This is a genomic window from Saliphagus infecundisoli (assembly GCF_020177375.1).
Classification (GTDB): Archaea; Halobacteriota; Halobacteria; order Halobacteriales; family Natrialbaceae; genus Saliphagus; species Saliphagus infecundisoli.
In genome coordinates this window covers 71,343-89,682 of the sequence record NZ_JAIWHV010000006.1, presented here as the reverse complement: position 1 = coordinate 89,682, position 18,340 = coordinate 71,343, and the positions used below count along the sequence as shown (strand labels likewise).

23 protein-coding genes are annotated in these 18,340 nt (G+C 68.4%); 17 read left to right on the top strand and 6 right to left on the bottom strand.

Going from position 1 to position 18,340, the window contains the following annotated elements:
• Positions 1 to 86: 86 nt before the first annotated feature.
• The 5 genes from LCF40_RS10420 (at position 87) to hisG (ending at position 5,595) form a co-directional block, all read left to right on the top strand.
• Positions 87 to 839 carry a DUF91 domain-containing protein gene (locus LCF40_RS10420; RefSeq protein WP_224828419.1) on the top strand — a complete coding sequence of 251 codons (753 nt, stop codon included), beginning with the start codon at positions 87 to 89 and terminating at the stop codon, positions 837 to 839.
• A gap of 120 nt (positions 840 to 959) precedes the next feature.
• Complete coding sequence (gene endA, locus LCF40_RS10415) at positions 960 to 1,991, top strand: tRNA-intron lyase (RefSeq protein WP_224828418.1); 1,032 nt, start codon at positions 960 to 962, stop codon at positions 1,989 to 1,991.
• A 55-nt stretch (positions 1,992 to 2,046) separates the two neighbouring features.
• Positions 2,047 to 3,612: a tryptophan--tRNA ligase gene (locus LCF40_RS10410; protein ID WP_224828417.1), complete on the top strand. Its 1,566-nt coding sequence runs from the start codon at positions 2,047 to 2,049 to the stop codon at positions 3,610 to 3,612.
• 46 nt (positions 3,613 to 3,658) lie between these two features.
• The gene (gene hisA / locus LCF40_RS10405) at positions 3,659 to 4,396 is read left to right on the top strand and encodes a 1-(5-phosphoribosyl)-5-[(5-phosphoribosylamino)methylideneamino]imidazole-4-carboxamide isomerase (RefSeq protein ID WP_224828416.1); all 738 of its coding nucleotides are present in this window, start codon (positions 3,659 to 3,661) and stop codon (positions 4,394 to 4,396) included.
• Positions 4,397 to 4,746: 350 nt separating this feature from the next.
• On the top strand, positions 4,747 to 5,595 hold the full coding sequence (gene hisG, locus LCF40_RS10400) for an ATP phosphoribosyltransferase (RefSeq protein ID WP_224828415.1): 849 nt from the start codon (positions 4,747 to 4,749) through the stop codon (positions 5,593 to 5,595).
• Here the strand turns inward: hisG and LCF40_RS10395 are convergent, their stop codons facing one another.
• Both LCF40_RS10395 and LCF40_RS10390 read right to left on the bottom strand, forming a co-directional pair.
• Positions 5,596 to 5,964 (bottom strand): DUF7473 family protein, encoded by a 369-nt coding sequence (locus LCF40_RS10395; RefSeq protein ID WP_114576114.1) that lies wholly within the window; start codon positions 5,962 to 5,964, stop codon positions 5,596 to 5,598.
• Between the two features lie 44 nt (positions 5,965 to 6,008).
• Complete coding sequence (locus LCF40_RS10390; RefSeq protein ID WP_114576115.1) at positions 6,009 to 6,569, bottom strand: TATA-box-binding protein; 561 nt, start codon at positions 6,567 to 6,569, stop codon at positions 6,009 to 6,011.
• A 92-nt stretch (positions 6,570 to 6,661) separates the two neighbouring features.
• Here LCF40_RS10390 and LCF40_RS10385 point away from each other — a divergent pair, with 92 nt between their 5' ends.
• Positions 6,662 to 7,663, top strand: a complete 1,002-nt coding sequence (locus LCF40_RS10385; protein WP_224828414.1) for a methyltransferase domain-containing protein — start codon at positions 6,662 to 6,664, stop codon at positions 7,661 to 7,663.
• Here LCF40_RS10385 and LCF40_RS10380 read toward each other — a convergent pair whose 3' ends face one another.
• Both LCF40_RS10380 and LCF40_RS10375 read right to left on the bottom strand, forming a co-directional pair.
• Positions 7,664 to 8,101: an acyl-CoA thioesterase gene (locus LCF40_RS10380; protein ID WP_224828413.1), complete on the bottom strand. Its 438-nt coding sequence runs from the start codon at positions 8,099 to 8,101 to the stop codon at positions 7,664 to 7,666.
• Positions 8,102 to 8,168: 67 nt separating this feature from the next.
• Positions 8,169 to 8,582: a universal stress protein gene (locus tag LCF40_RS10375; protein WP_224828412.1), complete on the bottom strand. Its 414-nt coding sequence runs from the start codon at positions 8,580 to 8,582 to the stop codon at positions 8,169 to 8,171.
• Between the two features lie 123 nt (positions 8,583 to 8,705).
• Between LCF40_RS10375 and LCF40_RS10370 the strand changes: the two genes are divergently transcribed.
• The 4 genes from LCF40_RS10370 to serS all read left to right on the top strand — a co-directional run bounded on the left by LCF40_RS10370 (position 8,706) and on the right by serS (position 11,796).
• Positions 8,706 to 9,407, top strand: a complete 702-nt coding sequence (locus tag LCF40_RS10370; RefSeq protein ID WP_224828411.1) for a helix-turn-helix domain-containing protein — start codon at positions 8,706 to 8,708, stop codon at positions 9,405 to 9,407.
• Between the two features lie 197 nt (positions 9,408 to 9,604).
• Positions 9,605 to 9,997: a fluoride efflux transporter FluC gene (locus tag LCF40_RS10365; protein ID WP_224828410.1), complete on the top strand. Its 393-nt coding sequence runs from the start codon at positions 9,605 to 9,607 to the stop codon at positions 9,995 to 9,997.
• Positions 9,997 to 10,365 carry a fluoride efflux transporter CrcB gene (crcB, locus tag LCF40_RS10360; RefSeq protein ID WP_224828478.1) on the top strand — a complete coding sequence of 123 codons (369 nt, stop codon included), beginning with the start codon at positions 9,997 to 9,999 and terminating at the stop codon, positions 10,363 to 10,365. The genes LCF40_RS10365 and crcB overlap by 1 nt, the downstream gene beginning before the upstream one ends.
• 60 nt (positions 10,366 to 10,425) lie before the next feature.
• The gene (serS, locus tag LCF40_RS10355; protein WP_224828409.1) at positions 10,426 to 11,796 is read left to right on the top strand and encodes a serine--tRNA ligase; all 1,371 of its coding nucleotides are present in this window, start codon (positions 10,426 to 10,428) and stop codon (positions 11,794 to 11,796) included.
• 27 nt (positions 11,797 to 11,823) lie between these two features.
• On the opposite strand, the gene LCF40_RS10350 is transcribed toward serS, so the two are convergent.
• A complete protein-coding gene (locus LCF40_RS10350) occupies positions 11,824 to 12,189 on the bottom strand; it encodes a nuclear transport factor 2 family protein (protein ID WP_224828408.1) in 366 nt (121 codons plus the stop codon).
• 106 nt (positions 12,190 to 12,295) lie between these two features.
• On the opposite strand from LCF40_RS10350, the gene LCF40_RS10345 reads away from it, so the two are divergent.
• From LCF40_RS10345 to LCF40_RS10330, 4 genes are all read left to right on the top strand, one after another.
• On the top strand, positions 12,296 to 14,065 hold the full coding sequence (locus LCF40_RS10345; protein ID WP_224828407.1) for a Rieske 2Fe-2S domain-containing protein: 1,770 nt from the start codon (positions 12,296 to 12,298) through the stop codon (positions 14,063 to 14,065).
• Between the two features lie 280 nt (positions 14,066 to 14,345).
• The gene (locus LCF40_RS10340; RefSeq protein WP_224828406.1) at positions 14,346 to 15,473 is read left to right on the top strand and encodes a DsbA family protein; all 1,128 of its coding nucleotides are present in this window, start codon (positions 14,346 to 14,348) and stop codon (positions 15,471 to 15,473) included.
• Positions 15,474 to 15,534: 61 nt separating this feature from the next.
• Complete coding sequence (locus LCF40_RS10335) at positions 15,535 to 16,020, top strand: DUF367 family protein (protein WP_224828405.1); 486 nt, start codon at positions 15,535 to 15,537, stop codon at positions 16,018 to 16,020.
• A 43-nt stretch (positions 16,021 to 16,063) separates the two neighbouring features.
• Positions 16,064 to 16,213, top strand: coding sequence for a 50S ribosomal protein L40e (locus LCF40_RS10330; protein ID WP_224828404.1), 150 nt, complete (start codon positions 16,064 to 16,066; stop codon positions 16,211 to 16,213).
• A 6-nt stretch (positions 16,214 to 16,219) separates the two neighbouring features.
• Here the strand turns inward: LCF40_RS10330 and LCF40_RS10325 are convergent, their stop codons facing one another.
• Positions 16,220 to 16,831, bottom strand: coding sequence for an MBL fold metallo-hydrolase (locus LCF40_RS10325; protein WP_224828403.1), 612 nt, complete (start codon positions 16,829 to 16,831; stop codon positions 16,220 to 16,222).
• 104 nt (positions 16,832 to 16,935) lie between these two features.
• Here LCF40_RS10325 and LCF40_RS10320 point away from each other — a divergent pair, with 104 nt between their 5' ends.
• From LCF40_RS10320 to LCF40_RS10310, 3 genes are read left to right on the top strand one after another with little or no spacing between them, the layout of a single operon-like run.
• Complete coding sequence (locus LCF40_RS10320; protein ID WP_114576128.1) at positions 16,936 to 17,109, top strand: DUF5786 family protein; 174 nt, start codon at positions 16,936 to 16,938, stop codon at positions 17,107 to 17,109.
• Between the two features lie 2 nt (positions 17,110 to 17,111).
• Entirely contained in the window at positions 17,112 to 17,681 is a 570-nt protein-coding gene (locus tag LCF40_RS10315; RefSeq protein ID WP_224828477.1) for an endonuclease dU, read from the top strand.
• Positions 17,682 to 17,705: 24 nt separating this feature from the next.
• Entirely contained in the window at positions 17,706 to 18,314 is a 609-nt protein-coding gene (locus LCF40_RS10310) for a uracil-DNA glycosylase (protein ID WP_114576129.1), read from the top strand.
• Positions 18,315 to 18,340 lie beyond the last annotated feature (26 nt).

The following is an 18,340-nucleotide window of genomic DNA, read 5'->3' as shown; positions in this document are numbered from 1 at the left end:
TCGGCGGACGAGGGAGATTCTTCGGGCGCCACTGGGTGCCGACCCGGCGCCGCGGGTTTAAGTACGAAGAGGGGACCAGCGGGCCCATGCTCGAGGAGACGATCCAGGTGCTCGCGGGCGACTGTACCGTCGTCGCCGACGGCGCCGACCGCGAGGAACACCGCGGGCGGATGACCGCCGTCGTCAAACCCGACAACACCGTGCTCGTCCACGACGGCGAGAGCTACCAGCCCGTCGCGTGGCTCACGCGGGCCGACAGCGTCTCGACGACGAGCGGCCCGCCCGAGGGGTTCACGCTGGTCGCCCACAAGGACGAGATGACCCTGCGACTCGCGGCCCACGAGCGCGACGGCTTCGGCCAGTATCCCGTCTCGACCGCCGGGACGCCGGTCGGGCGCTGTCCCGACTGCGCCGGCGCGCTCGTCCGCGTTGACGGCGTTTCCTGTGTCGGCTGTGGCGAGCGCTACGGCGTCCCCGACGACGCGACCGTCCGCGACGACCGCTGTTCGTGTGGCCTGCCCCGGATGCGCGTCGAACGGGGGTACGCCTTTGACGTCTGTCTCGACCGCGACTGTGAGTCCCTCGACGCGGCCGTCCGGCGGGCGTTCGACCGCGAGTGGGACTGTCCCGACTGCGGGGGCGACCTCCGGATCCTCCGCCGGGGCGGCTTGCTCGCGGGCTGTGAACGGTATGCCGACTGCGAAACCGGCTTCGTCGTCCCAGCGGGCGTCGTAGACGGGGAGTGCCCGTGTGGCCTGCCGGCGTTCGAGACCGAGAGCGGGCGGCGCTGTCTCGACTCGACCTGCGAGCGGGTGGCGGCCCCCGCAGCCGGCGACTGATAGGGACGGATGTGACTGTGTCGCGATCGATCGAACGGCCGGGTTGCGATCGCCGGTGCACTGACTCACATCCGACCCTATGATCGCAGTCCCTTTGTGGCGAGCGAATCACTCGGGAGTATGGAACTCGAGGGTCGCTTCGACGGGGAGGTCGTCCGGGTCGCTGGCGACGCCCGCCAGCGGTTTCACGACGCCAGCGGCTACGGCTACCCCCTCGAGGGCAACGAGATCGCCCTCGCGCCCGTCGAGGCCGCCCACCTCCTCTTTCGCGAGCGGATCGGGGTCGTCGCCGACGGCGAACGCCTCGACTTCCGGTCGTTTCTGGCCCGCGAACCCGCCGAGGACTTCGTCGTCCGCTATCTCGTCTACGCCGACCTCCGCTCGCGGGGCTTCTATCTCTCGCCCGCCCGCGAACCCTGGATCGAGGAGCCGCCCGACGCCGACTTCGCGGTCTTTCCCCGCGGGAACGGTCCCGACGACGGCGAGGTCGAGTACGCCGTCCGGGCGGTCGGCGAGCGTGCTTCTCTCCCTGCCGGGGAACTCGCCGAGGGCGTGCTCGCGGTTGTCGACGAGGAAAGCGAGATCACCTACTTCGAGCGCGCCCGGCTCGAGCCCTCGGGAACGAGCGGGATCGACCTCCCTCGGGGAGTCGAGGCCGACCTTCTGGAGGACCGCGTCGTCGTCTGGAACCCGCCCCGAGAGCTGTACGAACGCGGCTTTTATGGCCAGCCCCTTGAGGGGCGGGACTACGACCGGCCGACGTTGCAGTGTTCGCTCGTCGAGGCCGCCTTCCTCGCCGATCGGGGGACGATCGATCTCTCGACGGAGGCGGTGGTCGATCGCGGGCGGGCCGTCGAGGGCGAGCGCTTCGACCGCCGGCTCGCAGTCTACGGCGCGCTCCGCGAGGCGGGGACCGTCCCGAAGACGGGCTACAAGTTCGGTGCGGACTTCCGGACCTATGCGGACGTCGAGAGCGTCGAGGAGTTGGGCCACTCCGAGCTGCTCGTCCGGGTGCTGCCCGCCGACCACGTCTTCGAACCCAGGGACCTCGCGCTCGACGTTCGGCTGGCCCACGGCGTCCGGAAGACGATGTCGTTCGCGCTCGTCGGGGAGGGAATCGACTGGTGGTCGCTCGAGCGGCTGACGCCCTGAGCTCGGGGCGGAAAACGAAGGTTTTTGCGGCTCACGGCGCCAGTACCGACAATCAATGACGGGCGATACCGAAGGCGGGCGGGGGGGCGACGGCGGTGTGGCCGGCGATGCCGACGGTGCCGACGGAGCCGAGGGGGCCGACGAGGTGGCGCTCGATCCGTGGGGCTCCTCGGCGGTCGGCGACTACCGCGAACTATTCTCCGAGTTCGGCATCGAGGAGTTCGAGGGGATCCTTCCCCGGGTGCCGGACCCTCACTACCTGATGCGCCGGGGCGTGATCTTCGGCCATCGCGACTACCGCCCGGTCGCCCGAGCGATGGACGAGGGCGACCCCTTCGCCGTGCTCTCTGGTTTCATGCCGACCGGGGATCCCCACATCGGTCACAAGCTCGTGTTCGACGAGATCATCTGGCACCAGGCCCAGGGCGGGGACGCCTACGCGCTGATCGCCGATCTGGAAGCGAACTCCGCGCGGGGGATGTCCTGGGACGAGATCGACGAACACGCCCGGAACTACTTGCTCTCCTTGCTCGCGCTCGGGTTCGATCCCGAGGAGGGCACCCTCTACCGCCAATCGGAAAACCGCGAGGTCCAGGACCTTGCGTTCGAACTCGGCGCGGAGGCCAACTTCTCGGAGTTCCAGTCGATCTACGGCTTCGACGGCGAGACCGACGTCTCGCACATGCAGTCGGTCGTCACCCAGATGGCCGACATCCTCTACCCCCAACTCGAGGAACCAAAACCCACCGTGATCCCGGTCGGCCCCGACCAGGACCCCCACGTCCGACTCGCGCGCGATCTGGCCGCCCGAACGCGGTATTTCGGGGTTCGGACGGCGTACGCGAGCTTCGAGGCGACCGACGACGAACTCGCCTCCCTTCGGGAGGCCTACGAGGCCCGCGAGGCCTACGCCGAGGACGCAGACCAGCCCCGCTGTGAGGAGGCCGCCGAGTGGCTCGCAAGCGAGGAGACCGCTGCCGAGGGAGCGATCGAGAAGCTCGAGAACGCCGGGATGGAGCCCCTGCGTCCGCGCACCCGGTTCGTCGATCGGCGGGCGACCGACGACGCCTTCGAGGCCCTGATCGAGGCCGTCGACGGCGAAAAGCGGGTGTTCGAGGCCCACGTCGACGCCTTCGAGGTGAACCTGGCGGAAGCCGAGGAACTCGCCCGGGAGGTCGAGGTCGCCCACGGCGGCCACGGCTTTCTCCCGCCGTCGTCGATCTACCACCGGTTCATGACCGGCCTCACGGGCGGGAAGATGTCGTCGTCGATCCCGGCCTCCCACATCTCCCTGCTCGACGACCCCGAGGAGGGCTACGAGAAGGTGAAGTCGGCGACGACCGGCGGGCGCGAGACCGCCGACCTCCAGCGCGAACTCGGCGGGAGAGCCGACGAGTGTCCCGTCTACGAACTCTACGCGTATCTGCTCGCGGGCGACGACGACGAGTTCGCCACCGAGGTCTACGAGGAGTGCGTCGGCGGCGAGCGCCTCTGTGGCGACTGCAAGGAACAGGCCGCCCGACTCATGGAGGAGTTCCTCGAAGAGCACCAGGAGAAACGCGATGAAGTCGAGGGGCTACTCGAGGAGGCAGAGATCGAACTCGAGTCGTCCCGTCGATGACGCCGGAACCGTCGCCTTTACTCGCGACCTTCCCGGAGGGTCGGCCATGACCGACAGCGAGGCGTTCCCGGAGTTCGAGGTGATCCCCGCGGTCGACGTCGAGGGCGGCGAGGTCGTCCAGTTAGTGGGTGGCGAGCGCGACACCGGGAAACGGTACGGAGAGCCCGTCGAGGCCGCGCGGAAGTGGGTCGAGGCCGGCGCCTCGACGCTTCACCTGGTCGATCTCGACGGCGCATTCGAGGGCGAACGCGGGAACGCCGGAGCGATCGAGGCGATCGTCGAGAGCGTGGACGTCCCGGTCCAACTGGGCGGCGGCATCCGGACGGCCGAGGAGGCGATCGGCCTGCTGGAAGCGGGAGTCGATCGGGTGATTCTCGGGACCGCCGCGGTCGAGAACCCCGAGATCGTTCGGGAGATAAGCGAGGTCCACCCAGGGAGCGTCGTCGTGAGCCTCGACGCGAAAGAGGGCGAGGTCGTCGTCGACGGCTGGACCGAGGGAACCGGGCTCGAGCCGGCCGACGCCGCCGGCCGGTACGAGGACCTCGGCGCGGGCGCGATCCTCTTTACGAACGTCGACGTCGAGGGCCGCCTCGAGGGCGTCAGGACCGATCCCGTCGCCGAGCTGGCCGACGCGGTCGGAATTCCGGTGATCGCGAGCGGCGGCGTCGCGACGGTCGAGGACGTCCGCGCGCTCCGGAAGGCCGGCGCCGCCGCGGTCGTCGTCGGGAGCGCCCTCTACGAGGGTCGCTTTACGCTCGCGGAGGCCGCCGCTGTGCTCGAGTGACCGTCGCCTCCGTCGTCGCGCCGACCACCGGGCCCGACCGGCAACCGTGGGGTGACGCGTGCGGCGTCGCGACGAGCCGGCGGCGAGACGCGGCGCGATCCCGTGCGAGGGGCGAGTGAGCGACCGCGGAGCGAGCGAGTCGGCTGGGGAGGCCGTGGGTCCCCTTAGATGCCCGTTCGAGGGCGGGTGGTCGCTGTTAGCGGTCGAATCACCAGCAGATCAGTCGTCGTGAGCGGTCGACTCACCGGCAAGCCGGTCGTCGTGAGCGGTCGGGTCGGCGTGGTTCGAGCGCCGACCGCGAGCCGTCGGGATGAAAAGACAGTTGCCACCTCGTCGCCAACACGGCACAAATGCGCCTCGCCGTCCCCAACAAGGGTCGCCTCCACGAGCCGACGATCGACCTCCTCGAGCGGGCGGGCCTCCACGTCGAGAACGGCGCCGACCGGAAGCTCTACGCCGAGACCGTCGATCCCGACGTCACCCTGCTGTTCGTCCGGGCCGCCGACATCCCCGAGTACCTCGCCGACGGCGCCGCGGATCTCGGGATCACGGGTCTGGATCAGGTCCGGGAGTCGGGCCACGATCTCGCCGACCTGCTCGACCTCGAGTTCGGGCGCTGCCGGCTGGTGCTTGCGGTTCCCGAGGACGGCGACGTCGCCTCTGTGGAGGATCTCGCCGGGAAGACCGTCGCGACGGAGTTCCCGACGATCACGCGGGAGTTCTTCGCCGAGACCGGCGTGGACCCCTCGATCGTCGAGGTGACGGGCGCGACCGAGCTCACCCCCCACGTCGAGATGGCCGACGCGATCGTCGACATCACGAGCACGGGGACGACGCTGAAGGTCAACCGACTGCAAGTGATCGAGGAAGTGCTCTCGAGTTCGGTCCGGCTGTTCGCCCGCGAGGACGTCCGAGAGGAGCCGAAGGTGCGAGAGATCAGAACCGCGCTCTCCTCGGTGCTTTCTGCGGACGGCAAACGCTATCTGATGATGAACGTGCCCGAGGACCGCCTTGAGGACGTCCGCGAGGTGATTCCGGGTCTCGGTGGTCCCACAGTAATGGACATCGCCGACGGGGACGGAACGGTCGCGGTCCACGCCGTCGTCTCCGAGCGGGACGTCTTCGAGACGATCACCGAGGTCAAAAAGCGTGGGGCGAGCGGGATCCTCGTGACCGAGATCGAACGGCTCGTCAAGTGATCAGGTCGGGGCGCCCCCGAGCAGGGTGAGGACGTTGACGACGACCAGTCCGACGAGAAAGGCGACCGTGTAGTAGATCACCGCGACGAGGGCGGTCAGCCTGTGGCTCAGGTCGTAGACGACGTGGATCGCGACGTAGGCGACGGCGACCGTGACCGCCGCGGTGATCGCCGGGCCGGCCCGCTGGAGGGCAAGCGAGAAGACGCCCAGCAGCGGCGCGACCGTAAACGCCCGGCGCACGGGGACGTCCCCGAGGACGTACCGCGCCGCGATGTGGAGGGTGACGCCGTAGAACAGCGTCGCGAGGAGGACGGTCCCGAGGTAGGCGATCGGCCCGCCGGCCGCGGGATCTATCTGTGCGACGACCATGCTCGGCGTTCGACCTCCCCGGCTTTGTGCCTGCCGGAGTCCGATTACTCGAGCAGTCCGAGGTCCTCGAGCCGGGAGACGATCTTGTCGACGGCGTGTTCGGCGTCGACGGGCTTCTTGCCGCCGGTGATGACGAGCTTGCCCGAGCCAAAGAGGAGGGCGACGACCTCGGGGTCGTCGAGGCGGTAGACGAGGCCGGGGAACTGTTCTGGCTCGTACTCGATGTTTTCGAGCCCGAGGCCGATCGCGATCGCGTTCAGGTTGAGGTTCCGACCGAGGTCGGCCGAGGTGACGATGTTCTGGACGACGATCTCGGGATCGTCGTTGACCTGAATCTGGAGGTCACGGAGCTTGTCGAAGACGATCCGGAGGCTCTCGTGGACGTCGTCGGTCGATTTCGCGCCGGTACAGACGATCTTCCCCGACCGGAAGATCAGGGCGGCGGATTTCGGTTCTTGGGTTCGGTAGACGAGGCCGGGGAACTGTTCGGGGTCGTAGTCGGCCCCCTCGAGGTCCATCGCGACGCTCTGGAGGTCGAGTTCCTGCCCGATTCCCGTCGACGCGACCACGTTCTCGATGTTGATGGTGTCCTTCGGATCCGTCATCAGTCGCTTAAAAGGACGTATTTAAGGTTTATAAAGGTTGGTGCCGCGGCCCGATGCGAAACCGATAGGGCCGTAGACGGCCGAGGGAGGCCGTGTACCTCCTCGAGCTCGCCGGCGAGGACGACGGCTTCGCCCGCAGGGAGGCCGAAAGCGCCGCCGCCGGTGTCGAGGAGTTCGCCCCGGGACTTGCGATCGCGGGCGGGCTCGCACCCGACCGAATCGCCGGGCTCGCCTACACCCGACGGGCGAGCGAGCTGATCGGACACACCGATGCCAACGTCGAGAGCGCGCGGGCGCTGCTCGCAGCGGGCGCGCCCGACCGGGAGGGAAGCGTCGCGGTCCGCGCGCGGGACGTCCGGGGGACGGCCGGGATCAGCACGGAGGAGGCCGAGCGGGTGCTCGGAACCTGCCTCGTCGATCGGGGGTTCGCGGTCGATCTCGACGATCCGGACCACGTCCTCCGGGCGGTCTTTTCGGGCGAGGTCTGTGCGCTCGGATGGCTCGCGGGCGAGAGCGTCCGGGACTTCGGCTCGCGGGCACCTACGGGGAAGCCCTTTTTCCAGCCCGGAAGCATGGACCCCCTGCTCGCGCGGGCGGTCGCGAACGTCGCGGGCGCGGGTCCGGGCGCTATCGTGGTGGACCCAATGTGCGGTACCGGCGGGATCCTCGTGGAGGCCGGCCTCATCGGCAGCGACGTCGTCGGGATCGATGCCCAGGCGAAGATGGTCCGCGGTTCGAGGGAGAACCTCGCACACTACCTCGCGAGGGGGGTCGCGGACGGATCGCCACTCGGCGGTCCGGGTACGTTCGCCGTCGCCCGCGGCGACGCGACTCGGCTTCCGCTGGCGGACGGCGCCGCAGACGGCGTCGTCTTCGACGCGCCATACGGTCGCCAGTCGAAAATAGAGCGCCACCGATTGGCGGACCTCGTGGCGGGCGCGCTGGCGGAGGCCCGGCGCGTCGCCGACCGGGCGGTCGTCGTCGGCGACCGCTCGTGGGCGGACGCGGCGAGGGAGGCCGGATGGGCAGTCGAGTCGACGTTCGAGCGGCGGGTCCACCGATCGCTGGACCGGCACGTGCTCGTTCTGGAGTGATTACTCGAGGGTCTCGTAGGCCCGTTCTCGCAGCCGCTCGCCCTCCTCGCTCTCGATGGCGAGGTCGGGAACCGGGACGGGCGAGCCCTCGGCGTCGATGGCGACGAAGACGAACGACGAGCGGGTCGTGAGCTCGGTCTCGCCGGTGGTGGGCTCCTCGCGCCAGGCTCTGAGGGCAACATGGACGCTCGTCCGGCCGGCCTCGTAGACGTAGCCCTCGACGAGGGCGGTGTCGCCGATGAGGATCGGCTGCTCGAAGTCGAGTTCGTTGACGCGGGCGGTCACGCAGGTCTCGCCGGCAAAGCGCATCGCCGACATCGCCGACACCTCGTCGAGCCACTTCATCAGGTTCCCGCCGTGGAGGGTCTCGTAGTTGTTCGCGTGGTGGGGTTGGACGCGAAACCGGTTTCGGATGCGGGTCTCTTCGAGCGTGGGCATGGACTCCCTGGACGGGCGAGGGCCATAACGCTCCCGCTCGCGTTCGAAACGGTGTCGAGGCCGACGGTCAGCGCACCGTCAGCACCGGCACCGGCGAGTTCCGGACGACCTGTTCGGCCGTCGAGCCGACGATCACCTCCGATATCGACTGGCGGCCGTGGGTCCCCATCACGATCTGGTCGAACCCGTGTTCGTCGGCGTACTCCGCGATCACGTCGCTGGGCGAGCCCTGTTCCACGGCCGTCTCGAGCTCGTAGCCCTCCTGGACCGCCCGCTCTCTTGCCTCTTCGAGGACCGCCTCGGCCTCGTCGGAGTCGGGGACGTCGTCGGTCCCGCCGCCGAAGGCGCTCGCGTCGTAGGTGGTCGGATCGACCTCGGCGACGTACAGTGCGACCAGCTCGTCGTCGCCGTAGCGGGAGATGGCCAGACCGAGGGCCGTCTCCGCCGCGGGCGATCCGTCGTACGCCAGAAGGATGCGCATCGCCGGACGTTCGGGGGTTCAGTGTATAAACGTTGACCCGTCCCGCCGCCGGAGTCGCCGGAGGCGGTCCCCACAAGCTCTCGAACCGATGAAATTTATACGGTGCCCGTCGTACGGAGGTCGATGGCTACGATCGCGGAGTTCCACGTGAGCGCGGAGGATACTGCCCTGGCGGAGTCCTTCGAGCGGTGTCCCGACCTCACGTGCGAGCTCGAGCGCGTCGTCGAATCGGCCTGGCCGGGCGTCTGGCTCGCCGGCGCCGACGACGACGAGATCGCGGCCGCCCTCGAGGCGGACCCGACCGTCGAGGAGTTCGAACGGGTCTCGGGCGACGACGACCGGACGCTGTACGAACTCGAGTTCGCCGAGGCGGTCTGTTCGGTCGTCGAGATGGTGCTCGACGAGGGCGGGACGCTCGTCAGTGCGAAGGCGGCGAACGGCCGGTGGGCGGTCCGGATGCGGTTTCGGGACCGCGAGCAGCTCCGGACGGCCTACGAACGCCTCCGCGAGCACGGGGTCGACGTCGAGATCGGCCACCTCTCGGAGCTCACCGACTCCTCCTGGGAGGAGATCGGGCTGACCGCCCAGCAGTACGACTCGCTGGTCGCCGCGATCAGACGCGGCTACTTCGAGATCCCCCGGAAGGTCTCGATGCAGGAGCTCGCCGAGGAGCTCGAGATCTCCCACCAGGCGCTCTCCGAGCGGCTCCGGCGGGCCTACGGCACCCTCGCGCGGGCCGAACTCGACATGCCCTTCGAGCTCGAGCCCGAGGCAGATGGCGAGGGGAGCGGCGAAGTGGCGGCGGATCGTGTCGAAAACGACTGATGGGGTCGGTTACACGGATTTCTCGTTCGGTCGCACCAGCGTGTTGCCGCCGATAGTGCACTGACCCGTAACCGACCCACGACGCCCGTCCGGAACCGCAACGCTCAATGTGGGTTCGCGAGTAGCCGGCGCTACGACCGGGCGATGGGGCCCGCCCGACGCAACCGCCAACGGCTGACGGCCCCCGTATCACTCGGATGGCCCGTCACCCTCTCGCCCGACTCGAGACGGTCGCCCTGGTCGCCATCGGCGGGTTCGCCGGGGCGAACCTCCGTTTTCTGGTCGCCGGCTTCCTCCCCGAAACCGTGACGGTCCTCGTGGTCAACGTCGTCGGGAGCTTCCTGCTGGGATTCCTCGTCTACGAGGCCCGGTACACGGGGATCGTCGATCCAACCGCTCGCGTCGTCTTCACGACGGGGGTACTCTCGTCGCTGACGACCTACAGCACGTTCGCGCTCCAGGCCGCCCTCGCGGCGCGCCCGCTCGGAGTCGCCGCCGTCGTCACCGGCAACTACGGCCTCGGCTTCGCGGGGGTCCTCGTCGGCCGAACCGTCGCCGCCGCCGTTCGCAATCGGAGGGCGAGAGCGTGATCGGGCTCGGGCCAGCCCACCTCGTCGGGATCGGTGGCGCCGTCGGCGCCGTCGCTCGCCACGCCGTCTATCTCCGCCTGGCGAGCGATCCCGACGACGGACTCCCGCTCTCGACGCTCGCGGTCAACGTCGCCGGCAGCTTCGTCCTCGGGCTCGTCGCGTTCGCTGGCGCGGGGGAGTCGGCGATGCAGTTCCTCGGGATCGGCGTCTGTGGCTCGTTCACGACGTTCTCGTCGTTTTCCGTCGAAACCGTCCGGCTCTGGGAAGCGAGCGAGCGACGCCTCGCGCTCGTCTCGGCGGCCGGGAACCTGGTGTGTGCGCTTTCGGCGATCGGTCTCGCCCGGCTGGTCGCGACCGCGCTGTTCTGACCGTCACCCGCCGACACACATCCGACACGACTTTGCCGGGTCGCGGGGAAGGAGATAGCGATGCTGGACCGGAGCTCCCTTCGCGAACGCCCCGAGGCCGTCGCCGAGGCCATCGCAAACCGCGGGGCCGACGTCGATCTCGAGGCGATCCTCGAACTGGACGAGCAGTGGCGCGACCGGAAGGCGCGGGGGGACAGCCTGCGACACGACCGAAACGAGGTGAGCTCCCGGATCGGCCGGCTGAAAGGCGAGGGCCGCGAGGAGGAGGCCGAGGAGGCGATCGAACGCTCGCAGTCGCTGAAAGCCGAGATCGAGACGGTCGAGCGAGAGGCCGCCGAACTCGCCGAGGAGTTAGAGGAGGCGATGCTCGAACTCCCCCAGATCCCCGACGAGAGCGTTCCCGTCGGCGAGAGCGAGGACGAAAACGTCGAGCGCCGCCGGTGGGGGTTCGACGATCTCCGAAAACTCCCCGAGGAAGTCGTCCCCCACTACGACCTCGGCGAAGAGTTGGATATCATCGACGAGGCCCGGGGTGCGAAGACGAGCGGGGCGGGCTTTTACTTCATGAAGGGCGAGGGCGCACGACTGGAACACGCCCTGATCCAGTTCATGCTCTCGGTCCACCGCGAGCAGGGCTATCTCGACGTCGTCCCGCCAGTCCCGGTCAACAGCGAGTCGATGCGAGGCACCGGCCAGTTCCCGAAGTTCGTCGAGGACGCCTACCGGCTCGGCGGGGCGAACGACGAACCGTACGACGACGACGACCTCTGGCTGTGTCCGACCGCCGAGGTCCCCGTCACCAATATGTACGCCGACGACATCCTCCTGGGCGAGGACCTCCCGCTGAAACACCAGGCGTACTCGCCGAACTTTCGCCGGGAGGCCGGCGAACACGGCACCGAAACGCGGGGAATCGTCCGGGTTCACCAGTTCAACAAGGTCGAACTGGTGAACTTCGTCGAACCGGATGAGAGCTACGACCGTCTCGAGGGACTTCTGGGAGAAGCCGAGGAGGTCCTCCGGCGGCTGGGGCTTCCCTACCGGATTCTCGAGCTCTGTACCGGCGACCTCACCTTTGCGAGCGCGAAGACATACGACATCGAGGTCTGGGCCCCCGGCGACGATCTCGAGGACGGTCCCGACGAAGGCGGCCGGTGGCTCGAAGTCTCCTCGGCGTCGAACTTCGAGGCGTTCCAGGCCCGGCGGGCGGGAATTCGGTATCGGCCGGAACACCACGAGTCGGCTGACTACCTCCACACTCTCAATGCGTCGGGGCTCGCGCTCCCGCGCGTGGTGGTGGCGATCCTCGAGTACTACCAGAACCCGGATGGCACCGTGACGGTTCCCGACCCCCTGCGGGAGTACATGGGCACCGACCGGATCGAGGGCCACGAGGCCGTCGGCGAGAGTGCACTCGGCGAGGGCGAATGAACCCGACGACGGGTCTTCGGTGACCCGCTATCGGGTGTAGGTCTCGAGCGCCACGAGCCGCCCCCCCCGAGCCGAGAAGACGTCGGCGAACCCGAAGACGGACTCGCCGTCGCCGTCGAGGAGTTCGCCGCGGACGACCGCCTGGCCGTCGGCGACGATCACCTCCTCGAGCCGGTGGCTCGTGTCGGTCATCGGGCGGTCCTCGCGCATGAACCGGACGAACGACTCCCGGCCCTCGATCGTGCGGTCGGGGCGGCGCTGGACGAACCCGGGCGCGAGCAGCGCCTCGAGATCGCCGTACGCTCCTGCGTCGATCGCGCGGTAGTACTCTCGAACCGCCGATTCGACCCTTTCGCCGGCCGCCCCGTCCGTCTCGTCCGCCGACCCGGTCATAGCCCTGCTTGGTCGTCGGGGTACAGAAGGGCTGTGGCCGGTGTCAGGCCGGGTACAAAAACCCGTTTCGGCGAACCGTTTAGTAGCCCTGCGTCGAACCCCTTCTATGGCAGTCGATGACACGGGCCGGCTCGTCGAGGTCGGTCCGGCCGACGACCTCGCGGACTCGGGCCGGGAACTCGTCTCGGCGGGAGGAACCGCCATCGCCGTCTTCCACCACGAGGGGGAGTTCCGGGCGGTCGACAACCGCTGTCCGCACATGGGATTTCCCCTCTCGGAGGGCAGCGTCGAGGACGGCTTACTGACCTGTCACTGGCACCACGCGCGGTTCGAACTCGCCTGTGGCGACACGTTCGACCCCTGGGCCGACGACGTCCCGACCTACCCCGTCGAACGCCGCGAGGGGATGGTGTACGTCGATCCGAACCCGCCCCGCGAGCGCCCGCCGGCCAAGCGGTGGGCCGACCGCCTCGAAACCGGCCTGGAGGAGAACCTCCGGCTCGTGATCGCGAAGTCGTCGATCGGGCTGCTCGATGCGGGCGTCGACTACCGCGATCCGATGGCCACGACTCTCCGCTTTGGCACCCGCTACCGGGAACCGGGATGGAGTTCCGGGCTCACGATCCTCGGCTGTCTCGGGAACGTAATGGGGGACCTAACCCTCGAGGACCGCAAACGCGCCCTCTACACGGGCGCGCGCCACGTTGCGAGCGACTGTGCGGGCGAGGCGCCGAACTTCGACCAGCCCGCGCTACGGACGACCGAGACCGGGTTCGACCGGCTGAAGACCTGGTTCCGGGACTGTATCGAGGTTCGCGATCGGGACGGCGCCGAACGCTGTCTACGGACGGCGGTCGCGGCGGGCTACGGGACCGACCGGCTCGCGGAACTCGTCGTCGCCGCCGCGACCGACCACCCCTATCTCAGCACCGGCCACGTCCTCGACTTCGCGAACAAGGCCTTCGAGTCCATCGAACGCGTCGGTGACGAGCACGCCGCGGACGCGCTGGCGAGTCTCGTTCCCCCGCTCGCGACCGCCGACCGAAGCGACGAGCGCTCGGCGTGGCGCCGTCCGGTCGACCTCGTCGCCCTTCTGGAGGACGTCTACGGGGGGGACGTCGGCGCGACGGACGGGCTCGACGAACTCGTCGCCGCGGGCGAGGGCGAGGTGTGGGAGCCGACTGCCGAGTTCCGGGAGACGCTCCTGGGAGAGGACCCGGACGCGATCGTCGACGCGCTCGCCGGCGCCGTCCGCGGGGGCGCCTCGAGTACGGCCCTCGCGGACGCGGTCGTCGATGCGGCCACAAAGCGGGTCGCGCAGTTTGGGACGGCAAACGAGTTCTCCGACTGGAACACCGTCCACCACACGTTCACCTACGCGAACGCCGTCCGTGGCTTTGCCGGCCGGACCGACGCGATCGAAACCTACAGAGGGGTGTTCGACGCCGCGATCAACGTCTACCTCGATCGCTTCCTGAACACTCCGCCCGCGCCGATCCCCGAACCCGGGGAGAACGACACCGGGCGAGATCCCGAAGCGGTGCTTTCGGATCTCGAGGAGACGTTCGATCGGGAGGGGGAGGTCAACGAGGCCGGCAGGCTCGTCTGTGAGTTCGAGGACTGTGGGGGGGATCCCGCCGACCTGCGGCGGAGCCTCGGGGGAGCGCTCCTCCGGGAGGACGCCGGCTTTCACACGATCCAGAACGTCGAGGCCGCGTTCGCGACCGCCGACCGCGCGGACGGGGACCGCGAGCGCGTTCCGCTGGTTGCGACGGCACGATACATGGCAGCACACTTCCCGACTCGCCGGGAGGCCGAGCAGACGTTCACGATCGCGAGTCGACTGAACCGCGGCGAGAACATCCACGACGGCTGAATTACGCGGTTCGTGCCGTGCGAGCGCCCGACCGGGCCGCACGGTATTAAACGAGCCCCCGACAGTCGCAAGGGATGCGGTATGGATTATGGAACCCGTATAGACGGTCTCGACGGTGCGAACGTCATGCTTAATTTACCTTCAGCCGAATTAACCGCTGTTCATTTCCGTGTTTAAACGGGCAATAATCGGAGTAGAGGCATCGAAGGCGGTGAAATCGATCGAATTAGCTGGAGCGTCGAGACCGTTTATAACCATCCCCCTTCGTAGCGGTGACCGAATGCGACGCAACCTAACGCGACGTGAGTGGCTTACCGCAGCGGGCAGCGCATCACTTCTCGGCTTCGCCGGAATGGCACAGGCTGACACGACGGTCTCGGACGTACCCGTCGTCGCGAGCGCGGATCGACCCACGATGGGGACCGACAGCTCCAACCCGACCGCGACCGTCTACGGCAACTTCAAGTGTCCGGTCACGCGCGGGTTCGTCCTGGAGAACTTCCAGACCATCATCGATGAGTTCGTCAGGACCGGCCAGCTCAACATCGAGTTCGCGAACCTGGCCTACAATCCCGGCAGCACGTCGTCGTACTACATCTCCAGCAGCGATCCGCGGCTGGCCGCGTTCGGCCGCGCCCTCTGGAACGAACAACCCGGTGCCTACTGGCCGTTCTTCGACGAGATGTTCATCGATCCGGTCTCCGGATACCTCACGTACGACGACATCGCCGACGAGGCCAGCGCCCGGGGCGTCTCGAACGCCGACGCCATCGCAAACGGCGCCAGCCAGTACGAGTCGGCACCCGATGCCGTCTCCTCGGCTGCCGCTTCCGACGGCGTCTCGTGGATCCCGACGATGGAGCTTGCCGGCGACATTACCTCGCCCCACCACAGCACTGAGGGAGTCATCAACTGGATCGACGCGCGCGTCGACGAGGCTCCCTCGGGGACGACGGACGAAGAGCCGGCCGAAGAAGCGGACACGTCCGACGAGGCCAACCAGGAGGACACGTCCGACGAGCCGGATCAATCCGACGAGTCGGAGTCGACTGACGAGAACACCGACGACTCCGGCAGCGAATCGAGCGACGGATCCGACGACTCCGGCAGTTCCGGCGACACCGAGGAACCCGCCGAGGAGACCGGCTCCGAGGACACGTCCGGTGACGACTCCGAGAGCGGTTCGGACGGTAGTTCGGACGACTCCGGTAGCTCGGACGGCTCGAGCGGTTCCGACGACTCCGAAAGCGAACCCGAAGAAGAGTCCGAACCCGAGCCGGAACCCGAACCCGAGCCGGAACCCGAACCCGAGCCGGAACCCGAAGAAGAGGAGGAGCCCGAACAGACGAGCGACACCGACGACGCCGAAACCGGCGGGAGCTGCGTCATCGGCGAGGGCGTCCTGTAGACGCCGCTGAACGCGACCCGACGACCACGAGACTTTTCTTTCGACGCCGCCGACCGATAGCGTGGAGTGTCACGCCTACTACGAGGGCGACGACGACCCCGAGAAGTGTACGGCGCGTCGCCTCGAGCGCTTCGAGCTCGTTACCCTCCATCGGTCGATGGGTCGGGTGCCCTACGGCGTCGTCCTGAACCCCCACGCCGAGCGGGCGCTGTCGCCGGCCGACGCCGCAGATCGGCTCGTCGCCCTGGACTGCTCGTGGGAGTCCGCCGGGGAAGCCGCCTTCGCGATGGACGGCGTTCATCGGGCGCTTCCCTTCCTGGTCGCGGCGAACCCGATCAACTTCGGCCGGCCGTTCCGACTGACGACCGTCGAGGCGCTGGCGGGCGCTCTCAGGATCCTCGGCGAGGACGACCACGCGACGCGAGTGCTCGAGCCGTTCCGGTGGGGGGAGACGTTCCTCGAACTCAACGAGGAACCCCTGGATCGGTACGCCGCGTGTGCGGACTCGACGGAGGTCGTCGCCGTCCAGTCCGAGTATTTGGAGTAGCCCGAATCACAAGCGTTACGTACGCGAGCGCCGACATCGGGACATGGCCAAGTTCGACGCCGCCGAGGAACGGAACTTAGAGAAGCAGATCTGTATGCGGTGTAACGCCCGAAATCCACAGCGAGCGGAAAGCTGCCGGAAGTGTGGCTACGGCAACCTCCGTGTGAAGGCCAAAGAGCCCCGCAACGCCTGACCTCTCTCAGTCGTCGTATTTCGGCTCCCGTTTTTCCGCCCGCCCCAGCGCCGTCTCGACGACGCCACGGACGTCGCCGTGGAAGGCGCCGCCGTGGCCGGCGTACATGTGTTCGACGCCCGGTGGCATCCGCTCGAGGAGGCGCTCGATGCTCTCGATAAGCGTCTCCCGGGACTGGCCCTCCATGTCCGTCCGTCCGAAGCTCCCGTAGTCGAAGGCGCCGTCGTCGTGGACGACGACGTCCCCGCTGTACAGCGTCATCTCCGAAACGAGGGAGACGTGGTCGTCGGCGTGGCCAGGGGTGTAGACGACTTCGAAGGTCTCGTCGCCGATCTCGATGCGGTCCCCGTCGTCGATCGCTCGCGTCCGTCGGGGATGGTCGGCGTAGGCGACGACCTCCACCGGGTCGAACGCCTCGCAGACCGCGTCGAGTTCCGCGACGTGGTCGCCGTGCTGGTGGGTGAGGACGACGGCCGCGAGGTCGTCCACCCGGCCGGCGATCACCTCCTCGACGCCCGCCATCGAGCCGGCGTCGACGAGCGTCGGCCGCCCGCCGGTCGCGAGATAGGCGTTGCAGGTGAACGTCTCGGCGCCCTCGGTGACGTTGTAGACCGCCATACGGACCCCCTCTCGGGCCGACGACAAAACGGTGTCGCGGCTCGTGTCAACTGAAACATAGCCGCCACAGCCTTTTTTCCGCTGGAGGGCGTACACGGGCCCGTATGGGATTTGGAAGCTACGACGAGTCCGAACAACAGGACATCGACGCAGACTTCGACGACGAGGACGCCGTCGAGTCCGAGGAAAACGGCCACACAGGCTCGTTGGAGTTCGATAACGGGGCCTCGAACGACGAACTGCTCGACAAGCTAGAGAGCATCAAAGACGAGGACTGATGGTGAAACCCGGCGCGCGAGCGCTGGGGATCGCTGAATCGGCCCGCGGGGACCGGAGCACCTTTGCCGGAGCGGTGGTCCGAGCCGACCGGGTCGTCGACGGGTTCGCCTTCCGGTCGTGTCCGGTCGGCGGCCGCCACGCGACCGACGCCGTCGGGGCACTCGTCGACGACCTCGCCCGCGAGGACGTCCGTTATCTGTTTCTGGGCGCGATCGCACCCGCCTGGTACGATTTCCTCGATCTCGAGGCGATCACCTCGACCGCCGATCGCCCGACGATCGCGGTCACGTTCGAGGAAAGCGAGGGGCTCGAGCCCTCGCTCCGGGAGGCGTTTTCGGGCGCGGAACTCGAGGAGCGCCTCGACGCCTACCGGTCGCTGCCGCCCCGGCACGAGCGGCGGGTCAACGGCGAGCGGGTGTACGTTCGGTCGGTCGGGATCGACGACGAGGAGGCCGGTGGAGTCGTCGAGGCCTACACCCCGACCGGCGGGCGACCGGAACCCCTTCGGGTGGCCCGGCTTGCCGCGCGGGCCGGCGACGCCTACCGGCTGCGAGGGAAGGAAAACGGGTAGTAGGACGGCGCCGGAACGCGAGGTATGGACGCAGACGACCGCGAGCGGATGGACGGCCTCACGGTGCCCGCCTGCGAGCGCTGTCCCGAACTGGTCGAGTCGCGAAGCCGGATCGTCGACGGAACGGGACCGGACGACGCGGACCTGCTGTTCGTCGGCGAGGGTCCCGGCCAGCGAGAGGACGAGCGCGGAGAGCCGTTCGTCGGCCGGAGCGGGTCGGTACTCGACGACGAACTCCGGAGCGTCGGGCTCGAGCGCGAGTCGGTTCGGATCACGAACTGCGTGCGGTGTCGACCGCCCGAGAACCGCGATCCGACGGCCGAGGAACTCGAGCACTGTCGGGGCTACCTCGAAGTCGAGATCGAACGCGTCGACCCCGAGGTGATCGTCACGCTCGGGAAGGTGCCCGGCGAGCACCTGCTCGGCCGGTCGGTGTCGGTCACGAACGAGTCGGGAAGCGTCGAGGAGGTCCGGATCGGGGACCGCCCCCGGCGCGTACTGATCTGCCTGCATCCCGCGGCGACGCTGTACGACCGGAGCCAGGAGGAGACCTTTGCGGAGGCAATCGAAACGGCGGCCGACCTCGTGGGCGGCGGTTCCTCGGGCGGTCAGTCCCGTTTAGGGGAGTATTAACGGGAGCGGAAGGCACTTGCCGGCCC

Bases quoted from the DNA above. Each gene is read 5' to 3' on its own strand.
- LCF40_RS10420 (WP_224828419.1), top strand. From the start codon at position 87: ATGCTCGAGGAGACGATCCAGGTGCTCGCGGGCGACTGTACCGTCGTC.
- endA (WP_224828418.1), top strand. From the start codon at position 960: ATGGAACTCGAGGGTCGCTTCGACGGGGAGGTCGTCCGGGTCGCTGGC.
- LCF40_RS10410 (WP_224828417.1), top strand. From the start codon at position 2,047: ATGACGGGCGATACCGAAGGCGGGCGGGGGGGCGACGGCGGTGTGGCC.
- hisA (WP_224828416.1), top strand. From the start codon at position 3,659: ATGACCGACAGCGAGGCGTTCCCGGAGTTCGAGGTGATCCCCGCGGTC.
- hisG (WP_224828415.1), top strand. From the start codon at position 4,747: ATGCGCCTCGCCGTCCCCAACAAGGGTCGCCTCCACGAGCCGACGATC.
- LCF40_RS10395 (WP_114576114.1), bottom strand. From the start codon at position 5,964: ATGGTCGTCGCACAGATAGATCCCGCGGCCGGCGGGCCGATCGCCTAC.
- LCF40_RS10390 (WP_114576115.1), bottom strand. From the start codon at position 6,569: ATGACGGATCCGAAGGACACCATCAACATCGAGAACGTGGTCGCGTCG.
- LCF40_RS10380 (WP_224828413.1), bottom strand. From the start codon at position 8,101: ATGCCCACGCTCGAAGAGACCCGCATCCGAAACCGGTTTCGCGTCCAA.
- LCF40_RS10375 (WP_224828412.1), bottom strand. From the start codon at position 8,582: ATGCGCATCCTTCTGGCGTACGACGGATCGCCCGCGGCGGAGACGGCC.
- LCF40_RS10370 (WP_224828411.1), top strand. From the start codon at position 8,706: ATGGCTACGATCGCGGAGTTCCACGTGAGCGCGGAGGATACTGCCCTG.
- LCF40_RS10365 (WP_224828410.1), top strand. From the start codon at position 9,605: ATGGCCCGTCACCCTCTCGCCCGACTCGAGACGGTCGCCCTGGTCGCC.
- serS (WP_224828409.1), top strand. From the start codon at position 10,426: ATGCTGGACCGGAGCTCCCTTCGCGAACGCCCCGAGGCCGTCGCCGAG.
- LCF40_RS10350 (WP_224828408.1), bottom strand. From the start codon at position 12,189: ATGACCGGGTCGGCGGACGAGACGGACGGGGCGGCCGGCGAAAGGGTC.
- LCF40_RS10345 (WP_224828407.1), top strand. From the start codon at position 12,296: ATGGCAGTCGATGACACGGGCCGGCTCGTCGAGGTCGGTCCGGCCGAC.
- LCF40_RS10340 (WP_224828406.1), top strand. From the start codon at position 14,346: ATGCGACGCAACCTAACGCGACGTGAGTGGCTTACCGCAGCGGGCAGC.
- LCF40_RS10330 (WP_224828404.1), top strand. From the start codon at position 16,064: ATGGCCAAGTTCGACGCCGCCGAGGAACGGAACTTAGAGAAGCAGATC.
- LCF40_RS10325 (WP_224828403.1), bottom strand. From the start codon at position 16,831: ATGGCGGTCTACAACGTCACCGAGGGCGCCGAGACGTTCACCTGCAAC.
- LCF40_RS10320 (WP_114576128.1), top strand. From the start codon at position 16,936: ATGGGATTTGGAAGCTACGACGAGTCCGAACAACAGGACATCGACGCA.
- LCF40_RS10310 (WP_114576129.1), top strand. From the start codon at position 17,706: ATGGACGCAGACGACCGCGAGCGGATGGACGGCCTCACGGTGCCCGCC.